This window comes from Xylophilus sp., assembly GCA_009914555.1.
Lineage (GTDB): Bacteria > Pseudomonadota > Gammaproteobacteria > Burkholderiales > Burkholderiaceae_C > WNDY01.
Window position 1 is genome coordinate 14,846 of record WNDY01000015.1, and the last position, 18,504, is coordinate 33,349.

Genomic DNA, 18,504 nt, shown 5'->3' on the forward strand with positions numbered 1-18,504 from the left:
CGCCGCCGGCGCCTAGCATGGCGGCCATGCAGCCCACTGTCGACCTTCTCCGCTATCCCGTCTTCAGCCATTCGGCGCCGCCCGGCTCCGTCGCGCGGCAGATCCCGCGGCGGCTGCGCCGCATGCTGTCGCTCGACGACTTCGAGCAGGCCGCGCGCCGGCTGCTGCCGGCGCCGATCTTCGCCTACGTCAGCGGCGGCTGCGAGACCGACCGCTCGCTGCGCGGCAACCGCAGCGTGTTCGAGCGCTACGGCTGGGTGCCCGGCATCCTGACCGACACGTCGCAGCGCACGCTGGCCACGCCGCTGCTGGGCCGCGAATGGGCGGCGCCGTTCGGCATCGCGCCGATGGGCATCTCGGCCCTGTCGGGCTACCGCGGCGACCTGGCGCAGGCGCAGGCCGCGGCGGCCACCGGCATTCCGGCGATCCTCAGCGGCTCCTCGCTGATCCCGATGGAGGAGGTCGCCCGGGCCAACCCCGATACCTGGTTCCAGGCCTACGTGCCGGGGGATTCGGCCCGCATCGCCGCGCTGCTCGACCGGGTGGAGCGCGCGGGCTTTCGCACGCTGGTGGTCACGGTGGACACGCCGGTGTCGGGCAACCGCGAGAACAACATCCGCGCCGGCTTCTCCACGCCGCTGCGCCCGAGCCTGCGGCTGGCCTGGGACGGCATCACCCATCCGCGCTGGACGGCAGGCACATTCCTGCGCACGATCCTGCGGCACGGCATGCCGGACTTCGAGAACACGCAGGCCACGCGCGGCGCGCCGATCCTCGCGTCGAACGCGATGCGCGACTTCGGCGCGCGCGACCATCTGAGCTGGCGCCACTTCGACGAGATCCGCGCGCGCTGGAAGGGTCCGGTCGTCCTCAAGGGCATCCTGCGCACCGAGGATGCGCTGCGCGCCCGCGACCACGGCGCCGACGGCATCATCCTGTCCAACCACGGCGGCCGCCAGCTCGACGGCGCGGTCAGCCCGCTGGAGGTGCTGCCCGACGTGGTGGCCGCGCTCGGGCCGGACTATCCGGTCATGATCGACAGCGGCTTCCGGCGCGGCAGCGACGTGCTCATCGCGCTGGCGCTGGGCGCGAAGTTCGTCTTCGTCGGCCGGCCGTTCAACTATGCCGGCACGGTCGCCGGCGAGGCCGGCGTGCGCCATGCGATCGGTGTGCTCGCCTCCGAGATCGCGCGCAACATGGCGCTCATCGGCATCAACCGCCCAGCCGAGGCAGGACCGCAGCACCTGCGGGTGCGCGCGGCATGAAGGCATGGCCGTCCTCCGGTCCATCGCCGAGCCCCCGCGCCACCTGCTGGTAGGCGGCTTCACCACGCCGGAGCGCGACGGAAGAGCGCAGGGAGTGCAGCTGCTGCGGCTCGCAGGGGACGGCGGTGCGGCGGCACCCGTGGCAGCGCTAGCGCTGACCAATCCCTCGTACTTCGCGCGCCATCCGCGGTTGGCGCACCGCTTCTACGTCGGGCACAGCGATGCCGGCGAGGTCAGCGCTATCGACGTCGATACCGTTGCCGGCCGGATCGAGTTGCGCGGCACGCAGGCCACCGATGGCCGCAACGTGGCGCACCTGGCCTGCGCGCCGGACGGCTCGGCGGTGGTCGCCGCGTGCTTCGGCAGCGGGCAGGTGACCGCATTCCCGCTGTCGCCCGGGGGCGATCTGCTCGCGCCCTCCAGCACGCTGCAGCTGGAGGCCGCAGCCGGCCCGCGCCGCAGCCAGCCCCACTGCCAGCCGCACCAGATCAGCTTCTCGCCCGACGGGCGCCATCTGCTGGCGCCGGACCGTGGCACCGACGGCATCTGGGTGCTGGCGCTGAAGCGGCCGGAGGCGACGCTGTCGCTGGCAGGCCGGGCAGTGGCCTGGCCGGGCGCCGGTCCGCGCCACGTGGCTTGGCATGCCCGGCTGCCGCTGGCTTACGTGGCCAATGAGCTCGATTCCACCGTGGCCATCTACCGCTGGGACGCCGCTACCGCCACGCTGAGCCCGGCAGCCGCGTTCGACACGCTGGCCCCGCAGTGCTTCGTACGCAACATCAGCGCAGCCATCCGCCTGTCACCCGACGGGCGGCGGCTCTACGTGTCGCAGCGCGGCGCGGATGCGATCAGCGTCATGGAGGTCGCCGACGACGGCCTGTCGCTGCGGTTGCTGCACTGGCAGGAGGGCGTCGGCCACATGCCTCGGCACATGGCGTTCGCCGAAGGAGGGCGGAGCCTGTGGGTGGCTTCACACGGCGCCGATCTCGTCCAGTCCTTCGGCATCGATGCCGCGAGCGGGGCGCTGCGCCCATCCCTTCCCATCTCCACGCCCTCGCCTGCCTGCGTGCTGCCGCTCTGAACTCGTTTCCGCGGCCACTTTCCAAAAACGACAGGAGATATCCCTTGCCCAGCCTGCCCCGCTGCCTGGTGCGCCTTCTTGCACTGTGCCCACCCGAAGCCGCCGCCCAGGCCGAGCTGCCTTCGCCCGACCGGCCGATCCGGCCGGTCACCCATGCACCCCTGTATCCGGCGCGTGCATCTGCGGGACTGTTCCTGAAGAAGTCCGCTTTCATGACTGTCCTGCGGCATGCGCTTTGCGAAAGCGTACCGCCTTCGCGGCATATCGTGCCGTGCGCTGAGCGCGAATCCATTGCTTCCACCCCGGGCCTCTCTCTTCGGGTTGCCGTACTGGGCGCCTGCCTGGGCTTGGCTGCCCACGCCGCGCAGGCGCAGGCTGTCACGAAGATCGTGGTCGCTTTTCCGCCCGGTGGTCCGCAGGACGTGGTGGCCCGACTGATCGCCGAGCCGCTCGCACGCCCGCTGGGGGGGCGTGTCATCGTGGACAACAAGCCGGGCGCCAACGGCGCCGTCGCGGCGGCTGCGGTGGCCCACGCGGCGCCGGACGGGCATACCCTGTGGTTGACCAGCGTCGGCGCGACCGTGGTGAATCCATTCCTCTATGAGCGGCTGGCCTACGACATCGACCGCGACTTCACACCGATCTCGCTGGTGGCCGGCAACAGCCAGTTGCTCGTGGTACGGGCCGGCGATCCCGTGCGCAACGCGGCAGACCTGGTGGCCGAGTCGAAACAGGCCGCGAGACCGCCGGCGATCGGAAGCTCCGGCATCGGCAGCGTGCCGCATCTTGTGATCGAGCAACTGGTTCTGCGCAGCGGCGCGCGGTTGCTGCATGCACCCTACCGCGGCACGGCCGCATCGCTGACCGACCTCATGGGCGGGCAGATCCGCGGCCTGGTGGCGGATACCTCGGGCTTGGCGCCGTACGTGGCCAGCGGCAGGGTGCGTGCCGTCGGCATCGCTGCCGCCCGGCGTGCGGCTGCCTTCCCCGACGTACCCACCTTCGCTGAACAGGGTCTGCCGCCCATCGATGGCAACAACTGGTACGCCTTGTTCGCGGGCCGCAAGGTACCGCAGGCGACGCTGGCGCGCCTGAATGGCGCGGTGCGCCAGGTGCTGGCCGACCCGGCAGTGCAGGAGCGTCTGCGCAAGACCGGCTCCGAGCCGGCTTCGTCCACCCGCGCAGAACTGGCGGCATTGCTGCGGTCCGATCGGGAGAAATGGGGCCGTCTGATACGCGAGGCCGGTATCAAGGCCGAACCTGGGAGCTGAGCGGCCCAGCGAACTTGCCAGGAATTTTTCAAACGACAGGAGATATCACATGACATGCCTTCCCCGGTGCCTCGTCCGCCTCTTTGCGCTGTGTCTGGCCGGCATCGCCGCAGCCGCGCCGGCCCAGCCGCAGTCGTCGGACTGGCCTTCCAGGCCGATCACCTACGTCGCACCTTATCCGGCCGGCTCGCCGGTGGACCTGATCGCGCGGCGCATCGGTCAGGGACTGCAGCGCAGGCTGGGCCAGCCGGTGGTGGTCGACAACCGCGTCGGCGCCGGCGGCACCGTGGGCACTGCCTTCGTCGCCAAGGCGTCGGCCGACGGCTACACCATCGTGGCCGGCTCCATCAGCACCCATGCGATCAACGCGAGCCTGTACCCCAGGCTGGCCTACGACCCGGTGAAGGACTTCGCACCGGTCACCTACGTCGGCTCCACCGCGCTGGTGCTGGTGGTGAACCCGGCCGTGTTGCCGGTGGCAAGCGTGCAGGAGTTCGTCGCCTATGCCAAGGCGCATCCCGGCCAGGTGCAGTACGGCTCGGCCGGCAACGGTTCGTCGCTGCACCTGGCCGGCGAATTGTTCAAGTCGCAGGCCAAGGCCGACCTCTCGCACATTCCCTACAAGGGCAGCACCGGCGCGATGAACGACCTGCTGGGCGGCCAGATCGGCGCAATGTTCGAGAATCTGCCCAACGCGCTGCCGCACATCCAGTCCGGCAGGCTGCGCGCGCTGGCCGTCACCAGCCCGCGCCGCGCGGCTGCGCTGCCGGCCGTGCCCACGGTGGCCGAGACCGTCGCGCCGGGCTACGAGATGCTGACCTGGCACGCCGTGCTGGCGCCGGCCGGCACGCCGCAGGCGGTGGTGACCAAGCTCGATGCCGCGATCCGCGCGGTGCTGTCCCAGCCCGAAGAGCAGGCCTTCTTCGCCGCGCGCTCGATCGACATCACGCCGGGCGGGCCCGAACAGTTGCGCGCCCTGATCGCCCGGGAGATTCCCAAATGGCGCGCCATCGTACGTGAATCCGGTGCCACGGTCGACTGACAGGCTGCGAGCGGGGCCAGCCATGGAGCCGTCCTGAACCGCGAGGCCGCCAAGCCGGCCTGACGGCCTCTCAGCTCGCCACCACCGAAAACACCCCTTCGGCCTTGACGACCGGCTGGCCGCCGACCTGGCCGAGGCAACTGGCGAACACCAGCCGACGTCCGGTGCGCTCGATACGCACGGCGACCTCCAGCCAGTCGTGTTCCTTCACACGGCCCAGGTAACTCACGCTCAGGTTCACCGTTACGACGGGGGCGGTCGCCGCCTTGCCGGCGTTGAAGCCCAGGATGCTGTCGGCCACCGTGGCCAGCAGGCCGCCATGCGCGACCTGGTGGGTGTTCAGATGCCTTTCGTGGATGAACAGCCCCGCCGTGATGGAGCCATCGGTCTCCTGCCGCGTATACACCAGCCCCAAGGTGCGCATGAAGCCGCCCGTAGGAACATATTCGACGAAACCCGGAGGCGGTATGTGCGGGGGCGCGGACGGCACGGGTGGCGGGAATGCAGCTTCCATCTGAACAGCATAGTTTCAGGCCTGGGCTGGCCTGGGGGTGAGGTGTATTGTCCGGACGCCTGCCGCTCCGCGAAGAACTTCTGGCGCAGCGCGCGTGAGGCGGTGCCGGCCAGCAGGGCCTTCAAGCGCCGCCGCTCTTCGGTCAGCCCCTGCTCCAGGTCGCAGGCTGCAGGCGAGTTCCACACAGTTTACGGCCTCGTGAACGACACCAGGGCCCGCCCCGGCAAGCTCAACTACGCCAGCGGCAGCGCCACCTACAACATCGCGACCGAGTCGCTGCTGTCCATCGCGGGCGGCAAGGCGGCCCTGATCTCGTACAAGGGAAGGGATCGGCGCCCGCCATCGCCGACGTGGCAGGCGGGCAGGTGGACTTCACCATCGTCGAACTGAGCACCGCGCTGCCGCTGGTGCAGGCCGGCAAGATCCGACTGCTGGCGGTCACGTCGGAAAAACGCATGCCCTCGCTGCCTGATACGCCCACGCTGCAGGAACTGGGCTACAAGGACTTCTTCCAGGGTGCCTGGTGGGGCGTGTTCGCGCCCAGGTCCACGCCGAAGAACGTGCGGGACACGCTGGAGAAGACGCTGCTGTCGGTCTACGGCGACGCGGAGAGTAAGGAGTACCTGGACAAGAACAACTTCAGTGCCTTTCTGGGCGCTGCGGACGTGCTGAAAAAGTTCCAGGAGGCCGAGATCAAGCGCGAATCGCGCCTAGTCACGCAGTTCAAGATCGAGAAGATGTAGCGCATGAAATCAACTGGCGGTGGAGAGGGTTGCGGGGCGATTCGCCGCCGCTGCCCGGCGTGGTTCAGAGGTGGGCCGCGCGGATCTCCGCCAGCAACGCCAGCACGCTCGGCGGCAACTGAGCACCACAGCGGGTGGTCACGCCGATGCGCCGGTGCAGCCCAGCCAGGTCGACTGGCAGCACGCGCACCTGGCCAGCCTCCATCTCGTAGTGCAACTGGTGGGTGGACAGGACGGTGACCATGCCGCCGTCGAGCAGCATGCCGCGCACCATGGCCAGGTCTCCGGTTTCCACGGCTGGCACCGGCGGCGGCTCGCCGTGGCGGACGAAGTAGTCGTCCACGGCAGTGCGCAGCGGCGAGCCCGGCCGCGAAAGCACCCATGCCTGATCGCGGAGTTCGGCGATGGAAAGGCGCCCGCGCTGCTGCAGCGGATGGTCAGCAGAGGCCAGCACCCCTAGGGTCTCTGTGAACAGGGGCTCGATCTCCACCGGACTGCCTTCCACCGGGCGTAGCGCGCCGATGATGAAATCGATCTTGCCGCGCAACAGGTCGGCGTGCAGTTGCTCATAGGGGCTCTCGACGGAACGCACGCGCAACCCGGAATGCCGCGCACGCAGCGCTGCGATGGCCTGCGGCAGCACGCGCGTGCGCGCTAGCGGCAGGGCGCCGACGACGACCACGCCCTGCACTTTGCCCTGCAGGGCGGCCAGGTCGTCTTGTAGATAACGCAGTTCAGCCAAGGCGCGGTCGAAGCGCTGCACCCAGCATGCCCCCCGGTCCGTCGGCAGCAGGCCCCGGGCGGTGCGCAGGAAGAGCGTTTGGTGCAGGGCGTCCTCCAGACGGGCTACCGCAGCGCTGACTGCCGGCTGGCTCACGCCCAACTGTCGCGCAACGGTGGGCATGTGACTCAGGTCGGCCAGCAGCGATGCGGTCCGCAGCCGGCGCTCCTCGAACAGCACCTCGATGGCGGTGGCCGCGAGGCTGCCGTGGCGTGTGGGCGTGCCGGCCTCCTGCAGGACGGCAGAGAGTTCGGCGGCGATGCGCGTATAGCGGGCCTGCAGCAGGCGGCCTGCGGGCGTGAGCAGCATGCTGCGCCCCTTCCGTTCGAACAGCGGCAGCCCCACGGCCTGTTCCAGCAGCGCCACGGTGCGGCTGATGGCCGAGGCGGCGCGCAGCAACGATTCCGAGGAGGCACGCACGCCGCCTTCCGCCGCCACGGCATTGAAGATACGAAGGTGGCGCAGCTGCAGCACGGTGTTTTTCGGGCAAACATGTACCGACGAATGGTGCCGATAAAGAGATTGGAACGTAGCAGAGGGCACAAGGCAACTATCGCATCGCAGCTTTTTCGAGAATCCCAGCACCAGGGCGCAACGTCGAATGCCGTCGAGCCAAGTCACCCAAGGAGACGCAATGAACGCTTTCTCATCCCGCCGCGGAGTCCTGTGCCTGGCGGCCGCAGCCGCGTCCGCATCCACCACGGCCCTGCTGCCGCACGCCGTTTTCGCCGCCGGATTCCCGGACCGCCCCCTAAAGTTCATCGTGCCTTTCAATCCCGGCGGCAACGTGGACTCGGTAGGCCGGCTGCTGGCTGCCGCGCTGGGCCCCTTGCTTCGTCAACCGGTGGTGGTGGACAACCGCTCCGGCGCGGGCGGCAGCCTGGTGGCCAACCTGGTCGTGCAAAGCCCGCCTGATGGCTACACCCTGATGGTGGGCTCCAACGGCCCACTGACCATCAACCCCTTCGTGCTGGCCAAGCTGCAGTACAAGCCGCTGGAGGATCTCGCACCTGTCGCCCTGGTAGGCACCGTGCCGCACGTCCTGATCGCCAATAACAGCCTGGCGGCGAAGAGCCTGCAGGAACTCATTGCCCTGTCGAAGAAGGAGTCGCTGGGTTGCGCCAGTTCCGGCGTGGGCAGCGCCACCCATCTGACACTGGCGCGCTTCAGCGCACAGACGGGGGCGCGCATGAAGCATGTTCCCTACCGCGGCGGTAACTCGCTGGTGCCGGACCTGCTGGGCGGTGCCGTGCAGTTGGCCTCCATGGAACTCTCCACCGCGCTGCCACTGCATGTCGGCGGCAAGGCCCGCATCCTCGGCGTGGCCGCGTCACGCCGCAGCCCGCTGGCGCCCGATGTGCCGACCTTCATCGAGGGTGGCGTGGCCGGCTTCACCGCGCAGAGCTATGTGGGCCTGCTGGCGCCCGTGCGTACTCCCCCGTCCATCCTGGCGCAATTGGAAAGCGCCAGCATGGCGGCCATCGGCTCGCCCGAGATGGCTGCGCGTTTGAAATCCATCGGAATGCAGGTCGCCGAGCCCGCCGACCGCACGGCTGCGGGCTTCGCCAAACTGCTCAAGACCGACTATGCCGCCACGCGCGAGGCGGTGCGCATCGCCAACATCCAGCCCGAATGAGCACGTCCGCCCCTGCTGCCGCTCCCAAGGTCTGCCCACCGCTGGAGAACCCGCGCAAGCCGCGCCTGCGCCTGCCTGCCGGCGCCTGTGACAGCCATGTGCATGTCTACGGCCCGGCCGCCCGGTTCCCCTATGCCCCTGGGCGGCCCTACACACCCGATGATGCGCCGGTGGAGCGTTTGCTGGCGCTGTACGAGTTGCTGGGCATCTCGCGTGCCGTCTACGTGCAGCCGACGGTGCACGGCTTCGACAACGCTGCCATCCTGGATGCCATCGCACGGGATCCGTCATGCGGTCGCGGTGTCGCCCTGGTGCGCACAGACGTGTCCGACATGGAATTGCGATCTCTGCACCGGCAGGGTGTGCGCGGCGTGCGCTTTCATTTCGTCAAGCATCTCAATGACACGCCCGACACCGATGCGGTGCTGCGCCTGGCCGAGCGTCTGGCGCCACTGGGCTGGCATGTGCAGCTGCACCTGGGTGCGCAGGACCTGCTGGAGTATCAGGGCTTCCTGCGCCGCCTGCAGTCGCCTTTCGCCATCGACCACATGGGGCGCACGCCGGTGACCGGCGGGTTGCGGCAGGAGGCATGCCTGGTACTGCTGGAGATCCTTGCCGAAGAACAGGCCTGGATCAAGCTCAGCGGCCCGGAGCGCATCTCCGCCGTCCAGTCGCGCGGTATGGAATTCCCATACGACGACGTTGTGCCCTTCGCCCGTCAGCTGATAGCCGCTGCCCCAGACCGCTGTGTCTGGGGCACCGACTGGCCGCATCCCAATGTCCGCGAGGTGCCCGACGACGGCGATCTCGTCGATCTGCTGGGCCACTACGGCGACGAGGCGGTGCTGCACCGCTTGCTGGTGGACAACCCGACCCGCCTCTACGGCTTTGCGGCCATCCCTTCGAATTAGCAAAAAGGATCACTCATGGAATACACACTGGGCATCGTGGGCTTCGGCGAGGTCGGTGGAATCTTCGGCCGCAACCTGCGGGGCCAGGCCGGCATCAAGGGCGTCTACGCCTGGGATGTCAAGTTTGCCGATCCGGCCGCCGGCGAAGAGTCCCGCAAGGGCGCGGAGGAAGCCGGCATCCGCGCCTGCGCAAGCATGCAGGAGTTGTGCGGCCAGGCTGACCTGCTGATTTCCGCCGTCACCGCCTCGCGCACCCTCGACGTGGCCGAGGAGGCTGCGCGCCACATACGCAAAGGCGCACAGTTCCTCGACCTGAACTCCGCCTCGCCCGGCACCAAGCAGCGCGCTGCCGCCGCTATCGACGGCGCAGGAGGCCAGTATGTGGAGGCGGGCGTGATGACCTCGGTACCGCCGTACGGCATCCGAGTGCCCATGCTGTTGGGCGGTTCCCAGGCCGCCGGGCTGGCGCAGACACTGACCGGCTGGGGCATGGATGCCAAGGCCGTATCGGACAAGCTGGGCATCGCCTCTGCCATCAAGATGAGTCGCAGCACCATGATCAAGGGCCTGGAGGCCCTGGTGGTGGAGGCCTATACCAATGCGCGCGCCTATGGCGTCGAGGAGCATGTGCTGCCCACGCTGCAGGAGACCTTTCCGCAGATCAACTGGAGCCAGCAGGGCGACTATTTCTTCAGCCGCGTCGTGCTGCACGGCAAGCGCCGTGCCGAGGAAATGCGCGAGTCCGCCAACACTGTCAAGGAGACCGGCATCGAACCGTTGATGGCCTCGGCCATCGCCGAGAAGCAGGACTGGATGGCGGCCCTGGCGCGGGAGGAGAAGCTGTTCGAGGGCCTGACGGGCAAGTCGCCCTGGCAGGACTATGCCGACCGGCTGATCGCCCACGCCCACCGAAAGGCCTGACGACCGGGCTCAGAAGGCGTGAACGAATCCAGCGGGCATGGCGGGCCCGTTCACACCTTCTCAGTCGACCGTCACGTGAGCGTCGCGGATGACGGCGCCCCAGCGCTTGACCTCGCGGGCGATCAGCTGGCCGAAGGCCGCAGGCGTAGTGGGCATGGGTTCGGCCCCTTCGCCGGCGAAGCGGCGGGCTACCTCGGCGCTGCCGATTGCCTTGTTTACCTCGGCATTGAGCCGGGCCACGATGGCCGCCGGCGTGCCGGCCGGCGCGACCAGGCCGTACCACTGGTCGGCATCGAAGCCGGCGGTGCCCGGCAGCTTGGATTCGGCCACGGTGGGCACGTCGGGCAGCGAGTCGATGCGCCTGGCGCTGGACACGGCCAGCGCGCGCATCTTGCCGGCCTTGATGTGCGGCAGCAGCGCCGGCGTGCCGGTGAACAGGGCCTGCACCTGGCCGGCCAGCAGGTCGTTCACGGAAGGCGCCGTGCCGCGGTAGGGCACGTGCATCAGTGGCATGCCGGTCTGCAGCTTGAGCGACTCCATGGTGATGTGCGCGGCGCTGCCGTTGCCGCCCGAGCCGTAGGACAGGGCGTCGGGCTTGGATCGGGCCAGCGCGACCAACTCCTGCAGGTTGCGCGCCGGCACTGAGGGGTGCACCACCAGTACGTTGGGTACGCGGGCCACGTAGGCCACGGGAACGAAGTCGCGGGTGGGATCGAGCTTGAGCTTGGGATACAGGTGGGGGTTCACTGCCAGCGTGCCCAGGTGGGCCATGAACAGCGTGTAGCCGTCGGGTGCGGCGCGCAGGGCCTTCTCGGTCGCCAGGCTGCCGCCGGCGCCCGGCGCGTTGTCCACCACCACGGGCTGGCCCCAGGCCTTGCCGAGCTCCTGGCCGACGGCGCGTGCCAGGATGTCGGCTGAGCCGCCGGGCGTGAACGGCACGATCAGCCGGATCGGGCGCCGGGGATAGTCCTCCTCGGCCCGGGCTCCGATGGTGGCCAGCAGGGCGGCCTGGCCGGCCAGCCATTGGCAGGCGCTGCGGCGGTTCATTTGCGTCATGTGAATGTTCCTCTACGTCCTTGGCGGTGGGTCGCAGCGTAGGGAGCAGCGCAGCGGGCTGCAACGCCGTTCCGGCGCGTGGAACGAGCCCGCGACCACGCGGATCGCTTCGGCGATCCCGCCGGCCGACGCATCCTGGAGCACGCGGCCCGCGCAGGTTCAGCCGCAGGAGGCCGAAGGCGCTGACCGCAGCCAGCGCGAGCGCCGCGCCCGTCCGAGCCGGCCCAGGCCGACCCGGGGGCTGTCTCAGGGCGTGACCGGCGTGATCGTGGCGCCTTGCAGCGACACGCCGGCTTCCAGGCCGACGTTGGTCAGCACGAAGCCGACGACCGGCTTGGAGAAGCTGGTGGTGTCGATGGAGCCGTTGGCGCCAATGTGGGCCACGGCCACGGTGGCGTCGGCGCCGACGGTCCAGCCGTTGCTGCTGCGGAACTTGGCCAGCGCCTCGCTCGTGGTGAACACGTAGATCACCGCCTTGGACTGCGCGCCGGCCTGCCAGCCGATCGACGCCGCCGTGGTGCTGTAGTAGCCCTGCGTCCGGTTGCCCACGCGCAGTTCGCCGCGGCCATGCTCGGCGCCGACGACCAGGCTGGTGCCGACCACGGACGGGAACACCAGCACGCCGGCGGAGCGCCCCACCAGTTCGCGCGAGCCGGGCACCGTGTTGTAGAGCTTGGAGAGCGCCGCATCGACCTGCGCGTTGCTCGACTCGCGCGCGTTGGAGGCCGTGGGATGGCTTTCCGGGAGCGTGGTGGTGCAGGCCGGCAGGGCCAGCGCCGTCAGGACGATGGCGCCGATGGCGCCGGCGGCGCGGAAGCGGGGAGAGGGCGTCGAGGACGGCATGGCGGTGAACTCCTGGGTAAAGAAAAAAGAAGAAGTAGGAAGCCGGTGGAGCGGAAGGTGGGCCGCTGCCGCGGCTGTCTTGCGTCCGGGGCCGTACCGTACACCGCGGAGCGGGGAGACCAGGTCGGCCGGCGCCGCTTCGTGCGTAGGCGGCGGCCGGGCTCGGGAGTGCGATGCCGCCGCATGTGTACCTCGCCCATCGGCAGGTTTCACATACTGGCAACTGTATACGTTCACAGTGGGCGACTGGCGGGTGCTATGGGCATTCGATGGGGGGAGTATTGCGCGCAAGAAAGGGCGAAGGCTGTGCCGGCCCGCTGGTGAACGGCCAGCCGCCGGGCACGCGGCGTGCCCGTGCCACCCGCAGGCGCAGCTGCCGCTGCGCGCCGGCCTCCCAGCCGATCTCCGCCTGCGCGGCCACGTAGAGCAGCCCGCCGCCGGCGAAGTCGATGAACAGCAGGCCCGCGCGCGGATCGACCAGCAGGTTGCCGAGCGTGTTGAAGAGGCCGTTGCCCGCATAGTCCGGCACCACGAGCAGCCGGCCGGCTTCCTCGACCCGCGCGAAGCCCGGCGCGCCGCCGCGGTGCGATGCGTCCACGCCGTGCGGCGCGGCGCTGGCGATGAAGAAGGTGTCGGCGCCGCGCACCAGCGCCCGTGCGGGTTCGTCCAGGCCGCCGTGCATGTCGTCCGGCGGCGCATCGCCGGCCGGTGCCGGGCGCGGCACCGGCAGCCGCGCCGCGATGTACTTCGGGCAGTTGCCGAAGCTCTGCTCCACGCCCAGCACCAGCCGGCCGGCGCCGGACGCCAGCACGCGCCCGTTGGCCCGGTTGCGCCGCCGCGTCGGCAGCTCGATGCCGAGCAGGCCGGCCTGCGCGCCGGGCGCCAGGTCGGCCGGCGCGATCGGCTCGTGCGGCACGGCTGGGGCCGCGATCGCCAGCGTGCGCGCATCGCACGCCCGCACGAAGCCCGGCGCGCCGCAGCGCAGCGTGGCCCAGGGCTGGCCGCCGCCGTCGCGCGCGGCCAGCACCACGAAGGGCAGCTGCGCGAAGAAGTCCTGGTGCTGCGGCGGCATCGCATCGCGCACCATGCCGGCCATGCGCTGCGCCACCGCATGCGTGCCGGCGCGCCGCTGGGCGGCGACCTCGCCGGCGTGGAACGGACCCGGTGCGCCCCTGGTCACGGCGCCGTGATGCCTTCCTGCACCAGCGCGCGCTGCACCGCGGGGCGCGCCAGCACGCGGCGGGCATGGGCGCTCCAGGCCGGCAGGGCGGACAGGTCCTCGCCGATGCGCCCGGCCCAGCGCCAGAAGACCAGCAGGTACGGGTCGACGATGCCGTAGCCGCCGGGCACGGCCCAGGCGCGGCCGTCCGCCAGAATGCGTTCGATGGCGGCGTTGCCGGCGCGAACGTTGGCGCGGCCGTGCTCCACGATGGCCGGGTGCAGGGCCGCATCGGCCGTGAAACGCGCGGGCCGCCAGAGCGCGCCGTAGGCTTTGGTGTGCAGCGCGGTGGTGAGCCAGTTCGTCCATTCGAACGCGCGGGCGCGGCCGGCGGCGTCGGCCGGCAGCAGGCCGGCTTCGGGGTGTGCGAAGGCCAGCCAGGCCAGGATGGCCGGCACCTCGGTCAGCAGCCCGTCGGCGCCGCCCGCGCGGCCTGGCACGCCGTGCAGCGCCGGCACGCGGCCCTTGGGATTGAGCGCGAGGAAGTCCGGCTCGGCCGTCTGCGCGCCGGCCTGGCGCTTCTCCAGCGTGTAGGGCGCGCCGATCTCTTCGAGCACGATGTGGGGCGCGAGCGAACAGGCGCCGGGCGAGTAGTAGAGGGTGCAGGTCGTCATGCCGGACGATTCTGGAAAGCACCCGCGCCGCAATCAATGCCGCGGCACTGACAGCATTGCTGCATCCGGCGCAGCAATCGGCGCCGCGCTCGGCTAGATTCGCCGGTCATGGACAAGCTGCACGCCCTCCGCACCTTCGTGCGCATCGCCGAGGAAGGCGGCCTCTCGGCCGCGGCCCGCGCGCTCGGCGCCTCCACGCCGGCGGTGGTGCGCACGCTCGCGGCGCTGGAGTCGCAGCTCGGCGCGCGCCTGTTCAACCGCACCACGCGCCGCGTGGCGCTCACGCCCGAGGGCCGGCGCTACCTGGAGGACGCGCGCGGCGTGCGGGCCGCGCTCGACGAGGCCGACGCGGCCGTGCGCGCCGGCGCCGGTGAGCCCGCGGGCGCGCTGGCCGTCACCGCGCCGGTGCTGTTCGGCCACATGCACGTGGCGCCGGTGGCCGCGGCCTTCGCCCAGCGCCATCCGCGGGTGCGCTGCGCGCTGCACCTGCATGACCGCGTGGTCGACCTGATCGAGGAGCGCATCGACGTGGGCGTGCGCATCGGCACGCTGGCCGATTCCTCGCTGGTCGCGCTGCCGCTCGCCACGCTGCGGCGGGTGGTGGCCGCGAGCCCGGCGCTGCTCGCGGCGCACGGCACGCCGGCGCATCCGCTCGCGCTGCGCGGGCTGCCCTGCGTGCGCGTGCTGCCCAGCGGCCGCGCGGGCTGGCAGTTCCGCGATGCCGGCGGCGCCCTGCTGCGGGTGCCGGTGGAGGGCGGCTTCGAGGTGAACCACATCGCCACGGCCGTGGAAGCCTGCGCGGCCGGGCTGGGCTTCGGCCAGTTCTTCTCGTACCAGGTCGCGCAGCCGCTGCGCGAAGGGCGGCTGCGGCTGGTGCTCGAAGCCTTCGAGCCGTCGCCGCGGCCGGTGCAGGCCGTCTACCCGCACGCGCGGCCGCTGCCGCTGCGCACCCGGCTCTTCGTCGATGCGCTGCGGCAGGCGCTGAGTGGCCTCGATCCCTTGGCGAACTGAGGGGTATATGTCCATAGCGGCTTCGATGAGCGCGCTAGCGGTCAGCGCTCCCCGGGGTATGCTCGCTCCCCGATGAAGCAACCCCACGAGCGCGCATGGCGGGCGCCGGCCGCCGCGGGCCTGCGCCCGGCCTGGTCCGACCTGCTGGCCGGGCTGTCGCTGGCCGGCGTGCTACTGTCCGGCGCCGTGGCCTATGCCGGCATCGCGGGCGTGGCGCCCCTGCACGCGCTGCTGGCCACGCTGGCGGGCCTGGTCGTCTATCCCCTGTTCGGCACCAGCCGCTTCGCCGCCGTCGCGCCCACGTCGTCGGCCGCCGCGGTGTTCGCCTCCGCGCTCGCGGCGGGCGGGCCGGCGATGGCCTATGCGCTGGTGGGGCTGACGGGCGCGCTGTTCGTGGCGGCCGCCGTGCTGCGCGCGGGCTTCCTCGGGGCCTACATCTCGCGCGCGGTGCTGCGCGGCTTTGCCTGGGCGCTGGCGCTGACCATCGTGCTGCGGCAGCTGCCGCAGATCGCGGGCGTGCACGTGGCGGCCACGCAGTCCGGCGCGCTGGCCTGGGAGCTGCTCGCGCAGGCGCCGCGCTGGCACGGCCCCAGCCTGGTGCTGGGTGCGGCGGCGCTCGCGCTGTGGTTCGGGCTGGGCCACGGGCTGCGGCGCCGGCCGTTCGTGCCTACGGTGCTGGTGGTGCTGGCGCTGGGTGTGGCCGCGTCGGCCGCGCTCGGGCTGGGAGCGCGCGGCGTGGCGATGGTGGGCGACATCGCCTTGCAGCCGCCGGCCTGGCGCCTGCCGGCGCTGAACGCCGAGCACTGGCTGCGCGCAGCGGAGCTGGCGCCGGCGCTGCTGCTGATCCTGTTCGCCGAGTCGTGGGGTTCGGTGCGCGCGCTCGCGCTGCAGGCCGGCGACCGCGTGGACGCCAACCGCGAGCTGGCCGCGCTCGGCATGGCCAACCTGGCCTGCGGGCGGCTGCAGGGGCTGCCGGTGGGCGCGGGGCTGTCGGCGGCATCGGCCAGCTTCGCCGCGGGCGCCAGGAGCCTGTGGGCCGGCGTGGCCGCCGCGCTGGCGCTGGCCGGGCTGCTGTGGCTGACGCGGCCCGCGCTGGCGCTGCTGCCCCAGCCGGTGGTGGCGGCCGTGGTGGTGGGCAGCCTCGCGCGCGGGCTGTGGCCGCGTGCGCTGCTGCGCAGCCTGCGCCTGGAGCAGGACGCCTGGCTGGCGGCGGCCGCGGCGGCCGGAGTGCTGCTGGGCGGCGCGCTGCCCGGCATGCTGCTGGCGGTGGCGCTGTCGCTGCTGGCGGCGATCCGCCGCTTCGCGCAGCCGCTGGTGAGCGAGCTGGGCCGGCTGCCCGGCACGCGCAACTACGTGGACCGCGCGACCCATCCCGAGGCGCAGGCGGTGGACGGCACGCTCATCATGCGGCCGGAGGAGCCGCTGTTCTTCGCCAACGCCGAGCAGGTGTGTGCCGTGGCCCGCCGGCGCGCCGAGGCCGTGGGCGCCCGGCGCGTGGTGCTGAGCCTGGAGGTCTGCGACGACCTGGACGGCACGGCGCTGGAGGCGCTCGACGAGTTCGCGGTCGACCTGCACCGCCTGGGCGCCGAACTGCTGCTCGCGCGCGTGAAGGACCGCCCGCGCACGGCCATGCAGCGCCTAGGCGACGGGATCTTCCCGATGTTCTGGAGCGTGGACGACGCTGTGCGGGCCGGCGCTACGGCGGATCCACCCGCAGCGGGACCGTCACCGGGCCGTCGTTGACCAGGTGCACCTGCATGTCGGCCGCGAAGATGCCGGTCTGCACCACCGGATGGGCGGCGCGGGCCAGCGCGACGAAGTGGTCGTAGAGCCGGCGGCCCTCGTCGGGCGGCGCGGCGGCCGAGAAGCTCGGCCGGTTGCCGCCGCGGGTGTCGGCGGCCAGGGTGAACTGGCTGACGATGAGCAGGCCGCCGGCCACGTCCTGCACGCTGCGGTTCATCCGGCCCGCCTCGTCGGCGAAGACGCGCAGCTTCAGCACCCTGGCCAGCAGCTTCTCGGCCTGGGCTGTCGTGTCGCCGCGCTCGGCGCAGACCAGTACCAGCAGGCCCAGGCCGATGGCGCCGACCGTCTCGCCGGCCACCTCCACGCGAGCCGAGCGCACGCGTTGCAGAACACTCAGCATCGGTGTCAGTCGTCGAGTTCGAGCAGGCGGACCTTCACGGTCCTGCCCTTGATGCGCCCGGCCGACAGCCGGCGCGCCGCCTCCGCCGCGATGCGGCGGTCCACCGCCACGTAGGTCGAGAAGTCGTTCACGTTGATCCTGCCGACCTGCTCGCGGGTGAAACCGGCCTCGCCGGTCAGCGCGCCCAGCACGTCGCCGGCGCGGATCTTCTCCTTGCGGCCGCCGGCGATCTGCAGCGTGGCCATCGGCGGGGCCAGGGGCTCACTGCTGGCGGGCGTGAGTTCGCCGAGCGGGCTCCAGTGCGTTTGCGCCTTTTGCAGCTGCTCGATGCGGCCGACGGCGCCCATCTCGTCGAGGCTCGCGAAGTTGATCGCCAGGCCCTGGACATCGGCCTGGCCGACACGGCCGGTGCGGCCGATGCGGTGCACGTGCACCTCGGCGTCGGGCGCCACATCGACGTTGACCACCATCTCCAGCTGGGCGATGTCGAGCCCGCGCGCGGCCACGTCGGTGGCCACCAGCACCGAGCAGCTGCGGTTGGCGAACCGGACCAGCACCTGGTCGCGCTCGCGCTGTTCCAGCTCGCCGTAGAGCGCCAGCGCGCTGAAGCCCTGGCCGCGCAGCACGTCGCCCAGGTCGCGGCACCGGGCCTTGGTGTTGCAGAAGGACAGCGTGCTGGCCGGGCGGAAGTGGGCCAGCGCCTGCGCCACGGCATGCAGGCGCTCGGTCTCGCGCACCTCGTACCAGCGCTGGCGGATCCTGCCGGGCGCGTGCTGCGACTGCACCGTGATCGTCCGCGGCGAGCGCATGAACTGCTGCGCCAGCCGGGCGATGCCCTCGGGGTAGGTGGCCGAGAACAGCAGCGTCTGCCGCTCTTTCGGACACTGGCGGGCGACGGTGGCGATGTCGTCGAAGAAGCCCATGTCGAGCATGCGGTCGGCCTCGTCGAGCACCAGCGTGTTGAGCGCGCCGATATCGAGCGTGCCGCGCTCCAGGTGGTCCATCACCCGGCCCGGCGTGCCGACGACGATGTGGGCGCCGTGCTCCAGGCTCGCGGTCTGGCCGCGCAGCGGCACGCCGCCGCAGAGCGTGACGACCTTGACGTTGTCGGCCGCGCGCGCGAGGCGGCGGATCTCGGTGGCGACCTGGTCGGCCAGCTCGCGCGTGGGGCACAGCACCAGCGCCTGCACCGCGAAGCGGCGCGGGTTGAGGTTGGCCAGCAGCGCCAGGCCGAAGGCGGCCGTCTTGCCGCTGCCGGTGGCGGCCTGGGCGATCAGGTCCCTGCCCAGCAGCGCCAGCGGCAGGCTCGCGGCCTGGATCGGCGTCATCGTGGCGTAGCCCAGGGCCTGGAGGTTCTCCAGCATGGCGGGGGAGAGCGCGAGCATGCCGAAGCCTGCGTCGGGCGTCGGCGTAGTGGAGGTGGTCATCCCGGGATTATCCCGGCAGGCCATGG

The 18,504-nt window shown here is 71.3% G+C and carries 19 protein-coding genes; 11 read left to right on the forward strand and 8 right to left on the reverse strand.

What is annotated here, in order from left to right; translation table 11 throughout:
- Nucleotides 1-26: 26 nt before the first annotated feature.
- Genes GAK38_RS09390 through GAK38_RS09405 form a run of 4 tightly spaced genes read left to right on the forward strand, consistent with a single transcriptional unit; the run spans nucleotide 27 to nucleotide 4,659 of the window.
- Entirely contained in the window at nucleotides 27-1,265 is a 1,239-nt protein-coding gene (locus GAK38_RS09390; RefSeq protein ID WP_443089184.1) for an alpha-hydroxy acid oxidase, read from the forward strand.
- 4 nt (nucleotides 1,266-1,269) lie between these two features.
- Complete coding sequence (locus GAK38_RS09395; protein ID WP_325343487.1) at nucleotides 1,270-2,346, forward strand: lactonase family protein; 1,077 nt, start codon at nucleotides 1,270-1,272, stop codon at nucleotides 2,344-2,346.
- Nucleotides 2,347-2,390: 44 nt separating this feature from the next.
- Nucleotides 2,391-3,617: a Bug family tripartite tricarboxylate transporter substrate binding protein gene (locus GAK38_RS09400; protein WP_325343489.1), complete on the forward strand. Its 1,227-nt coding sequence runs from the start codon at nucleotides 2,391-2,393 to the stop codon at nucleotides 3,615-3,617.
- Between the two features lie 49 nt (nucleotides 3,618-3,666).
- Nucleotides 3,667-4,659 carry a Bug family tripartite tricarboxylate transporter substrate binding protein gene (locus GAK38_RS09405; protein WP_325343490.1) on the forward strand — a complete coding sequence of 331 codons (993 nt, stop codon included), beginning with the start codon at nucleotides 3,667-3,669 and terminating at the stop codon, nucleotides 4,657-4,659.
- A gap of 70 nt (nucleotides 4,660-4,729) precedes the next feature.
- Here GAK38_RS09405 and GAK38_RS09410 read toward each other — a convergent pair whose 3' ends face one another.
- The gene (locus tag GAK38_RS09410) at nucleotides 4,730-5,173 is read right to left on the reverse strand and encodes a PaaI family thioesterase (RefSeq protein WP_325343492.1); all 444 of its coding nucleotides are present in this window, start codon (nucleotides 5,171-5,173) and stop codon (nucleotides 4,730-4,732) included.
- Between the two features lie 198 nt (nucleotides 5,174-5,371).
- On the opposite strand from GAK38_RS09410, the gene GAK38_RS09415 reads away from it, so the two are divergent.
- Together GAK38_RS09415 and GAK38_RS09420 are read left to right on the forward strand one after the other, a co-directional pair.
- Nucleotides 5,372-5,563: a hypothetical protein gene (locus GAK38_RS09415; RefSeq protein ID WP_325343493.1), complete on the forward strand. Its 192-nt coding sequence runs from the start codon at nucleotides 5,372-5,374 to the stop codon at nucleotides 5,561-5,563.
- Nucleotides 5,524-5,916 carry a Bug family tripartite tricarboxylate transporter substrate binding protein gene (locus tag GAK38_RS09420; RefSeq protein ID WP_325343494.1) on the forward strand — a complete coding sequence of 131 codons (393 nt, stop codon included), beginning with the start codon at nucleotides 5,524-5,526 and terminating at the stop codon, nucleotides 5,914-5,916. Before GAK38_RS09415 ends, GAK38_RS09420 begins: the two co-directional genes overlap by 40 nt.
- 64 nt (nucleotides 5,917-5,980) lie before the next feature.
- Here the strand turns inward: GAK38_RS09420 and GAK38_RS09425 are convergent, their stop codons facing one another.
- On the reverse strand, nucleotides 5,981-7,171 hold the full coding sequence (locus GAK38_RS09425; RefSeq protein WP_325343497.1) for a LysR family transcriptional regulator: 1,191 nt from the start codon (nucleotides 7,169-7,171) through the stop codon (nucleotides 5,981-5,983).
- A 160-nt stretch (nucleotides 7,172-7,331) separates the two neighbouring features.
- Here GAK38_RS09425 and GAK38_RS09430 point away from each other — a divergent pair, with 160 nt between their 5' ends.
- Genes GAK38_RS09430 through GAK38_RS09440 form a run of 3 tightly spaced genes read left to right on the forward strand, consistent with a single transcriptional unit; the run spans nucleotide 7,332 to nucleotide 10,165 of the window.
- Nucleotides 7,332-8,333 carry a Bug family tripartite tricarboxylate transporter substrate binding protein gene (locus tag GAK38_RS09430; protein ID WP_325343499.1) on the forward strand — a complete coding sequence of 334 codons (1,002 nt, stop codon included), beginning with the start codon at nucleotides 7,332-7,334 and terminating at the stop codon, nucleotides 8,331-8,333.
- Nucleotides 8,330-9,244 carry an amidohydrolase family protein gene (locus tag GAK38_RS09435; RefSeq protein ID WP_325343501.1) on the forward strand — a complete coding sequence of 305 codons (915 nt, stop codon included), beginning with the start codon at nucleotides 8,330-8,332 and terminating at the stop codon, nucleotides 9,242-9,244. The genes GAK38_RS09430 and GAK38_RS09435 overlap by 4 nt, the downstream gene beginning before the upstream one ends.
- Nucleotides 9,245-9,259: 15 nt before the next feature.
- Nucleotides 9,260-10,165, forward strand: coding sequence for an NAD(P)-dependent oxidoreductase (locus GAK38_RS09440; RefSeq protein WP_325343503.1), 906 nt, complete (start codon nucleotides 9,260-9,262; stop codon nucleotides 10,163-10,165).
- A gap of 60 nt (nucleotides 10,166-10,225) precedes the next feature.
- Here GAK38_RS09440 and GAK38_RS09445 read toward each other — a convergent pair whose 3' ends face one another.
- From GAK38_RS09445 to GAK38_RS09460, 4 genes are all read right to left on the reverse strand, one after another.
- Complete coding sequence (locus tag GAK38_RS09445; RefSeq protein WP_443089185.1) at nucleotides 10,226-11,221, reverse strand: Bug family tripartite tricarboxylate transporter substrate binding protein; 996 nt, start codon at nucleotides 11,219-11,221, stop codon at nucleotides 10,226-10,228.
- Nucleotides 11,222-11,467: 246 nt separating this feature from the next.
- Nucleotides 11,468-12,064 (reverse strand): BPSL1445 family SYLF domain-containing lipoprotein, encoded by a 597-nt coding sequence (locus tag GAK38_RS09450; RefSeq protein WP_325343505.1) that lies wholly within the window; start codon nucleotides 12,062-12,064, stop codon nucleotides 11,468-11,470.
- 256 nt (nucleotides 12,065-12,320) lie between these two features.
- Entirely contained in the window at nucleotides 12,321-13,244 is a 924-nt protein-coding gene (locus tag GAK38_RS09455) for a pyridoxamine 5'-phosphate oxidase family protein (protein WP_325343506.1), read from the reverse strand.
- On the reverse strand, nucleotides 13,241-13,897 hold the full coding sequence (locus tag GAK38_RS09460; protein ID WP_325343508.1) for a glutathione S-transferase family protein: 657 nt from the start codon (nucleotides 13,895-13,897) through the stop codon (nucleotides 13,241-13,243). Before GAK38_RS09460 ends, GAK38_RS09455 begins: the two co-directional genes overlap by 4 nt.
- Nucleotides 13,898-14,005: 108 nt before the next feature.
- Between GAK38_RS09460 and GAK38_RS09465 the strand changes: the two genes are divergently transcribed.
- Together GAK38_RS09465 and GAK38_RS09470 are read left to right on the forward strand one after the other, a co-directional pair.
- The gene (locus GAK38_RS09465; RefSeq protein ID WP_325343511.1) at nucleotides 14,006-14,908 is read left to right on the forward strand and encodes a LysR family transcriptional regulator; all 903 of its coding nucleotides are present in this window, start codon (nucleotides 14,006-14,008) and stop codon (nucleotides 14,906-14,908) included.
- A 72-nt stretch (nucleotides 14,909-14,980) separates the two neighbouring features.
- Nucleotides 14,981-16,651 (forward strand): SulP family inorganic anion transporter, encoded by a 1,671-nt coding sequence (locus tag GAK38_RS09470; protein WP_325343513.1) that lies wholly within the window; start codon nucleotides 14,981-14,983, stop codon nucleotides 16,649-16,651.
- Here the strand turns inward: GAK38_RS09470 and dtd are convergent.
- Nucleotides 16,605-17,051 (reverse strand): D-aminoacyl-tRNA deacylase, encoded by a 447-nt coding sequence (dtd, locus tag GAK38_RS09475; RefSeq protein ID WP_325343515.1) that lies wholly within the window; start codon nucleotides 17,049-17,051, stop codon nucleotides 16,605-16,607. The genes GAK38_RS09470 and dtd overlap by 47 nt on opposite strands.
- A 5-nt stretch (nucleotides 17,052-17,056) precedes the next feature.
- Nucleotides 17,057-18,478 carry an ATP-dependent RNA helicase DbpA gene (gene dbpA / locus GAK38_RS09480; RefSeq protein WP_325343517.1) on the reverse strand — a complete coding sequence of 474 codons (1,422 nt, stop codon included), beginning with the start codon at nucleotides 18,476-18,478 and terminating at the stop codon, nucleotides 17,057-17,059.
- Between the last annotated feature and the right edge of the window lie 26 nt (nucleotides 18,479-18,504).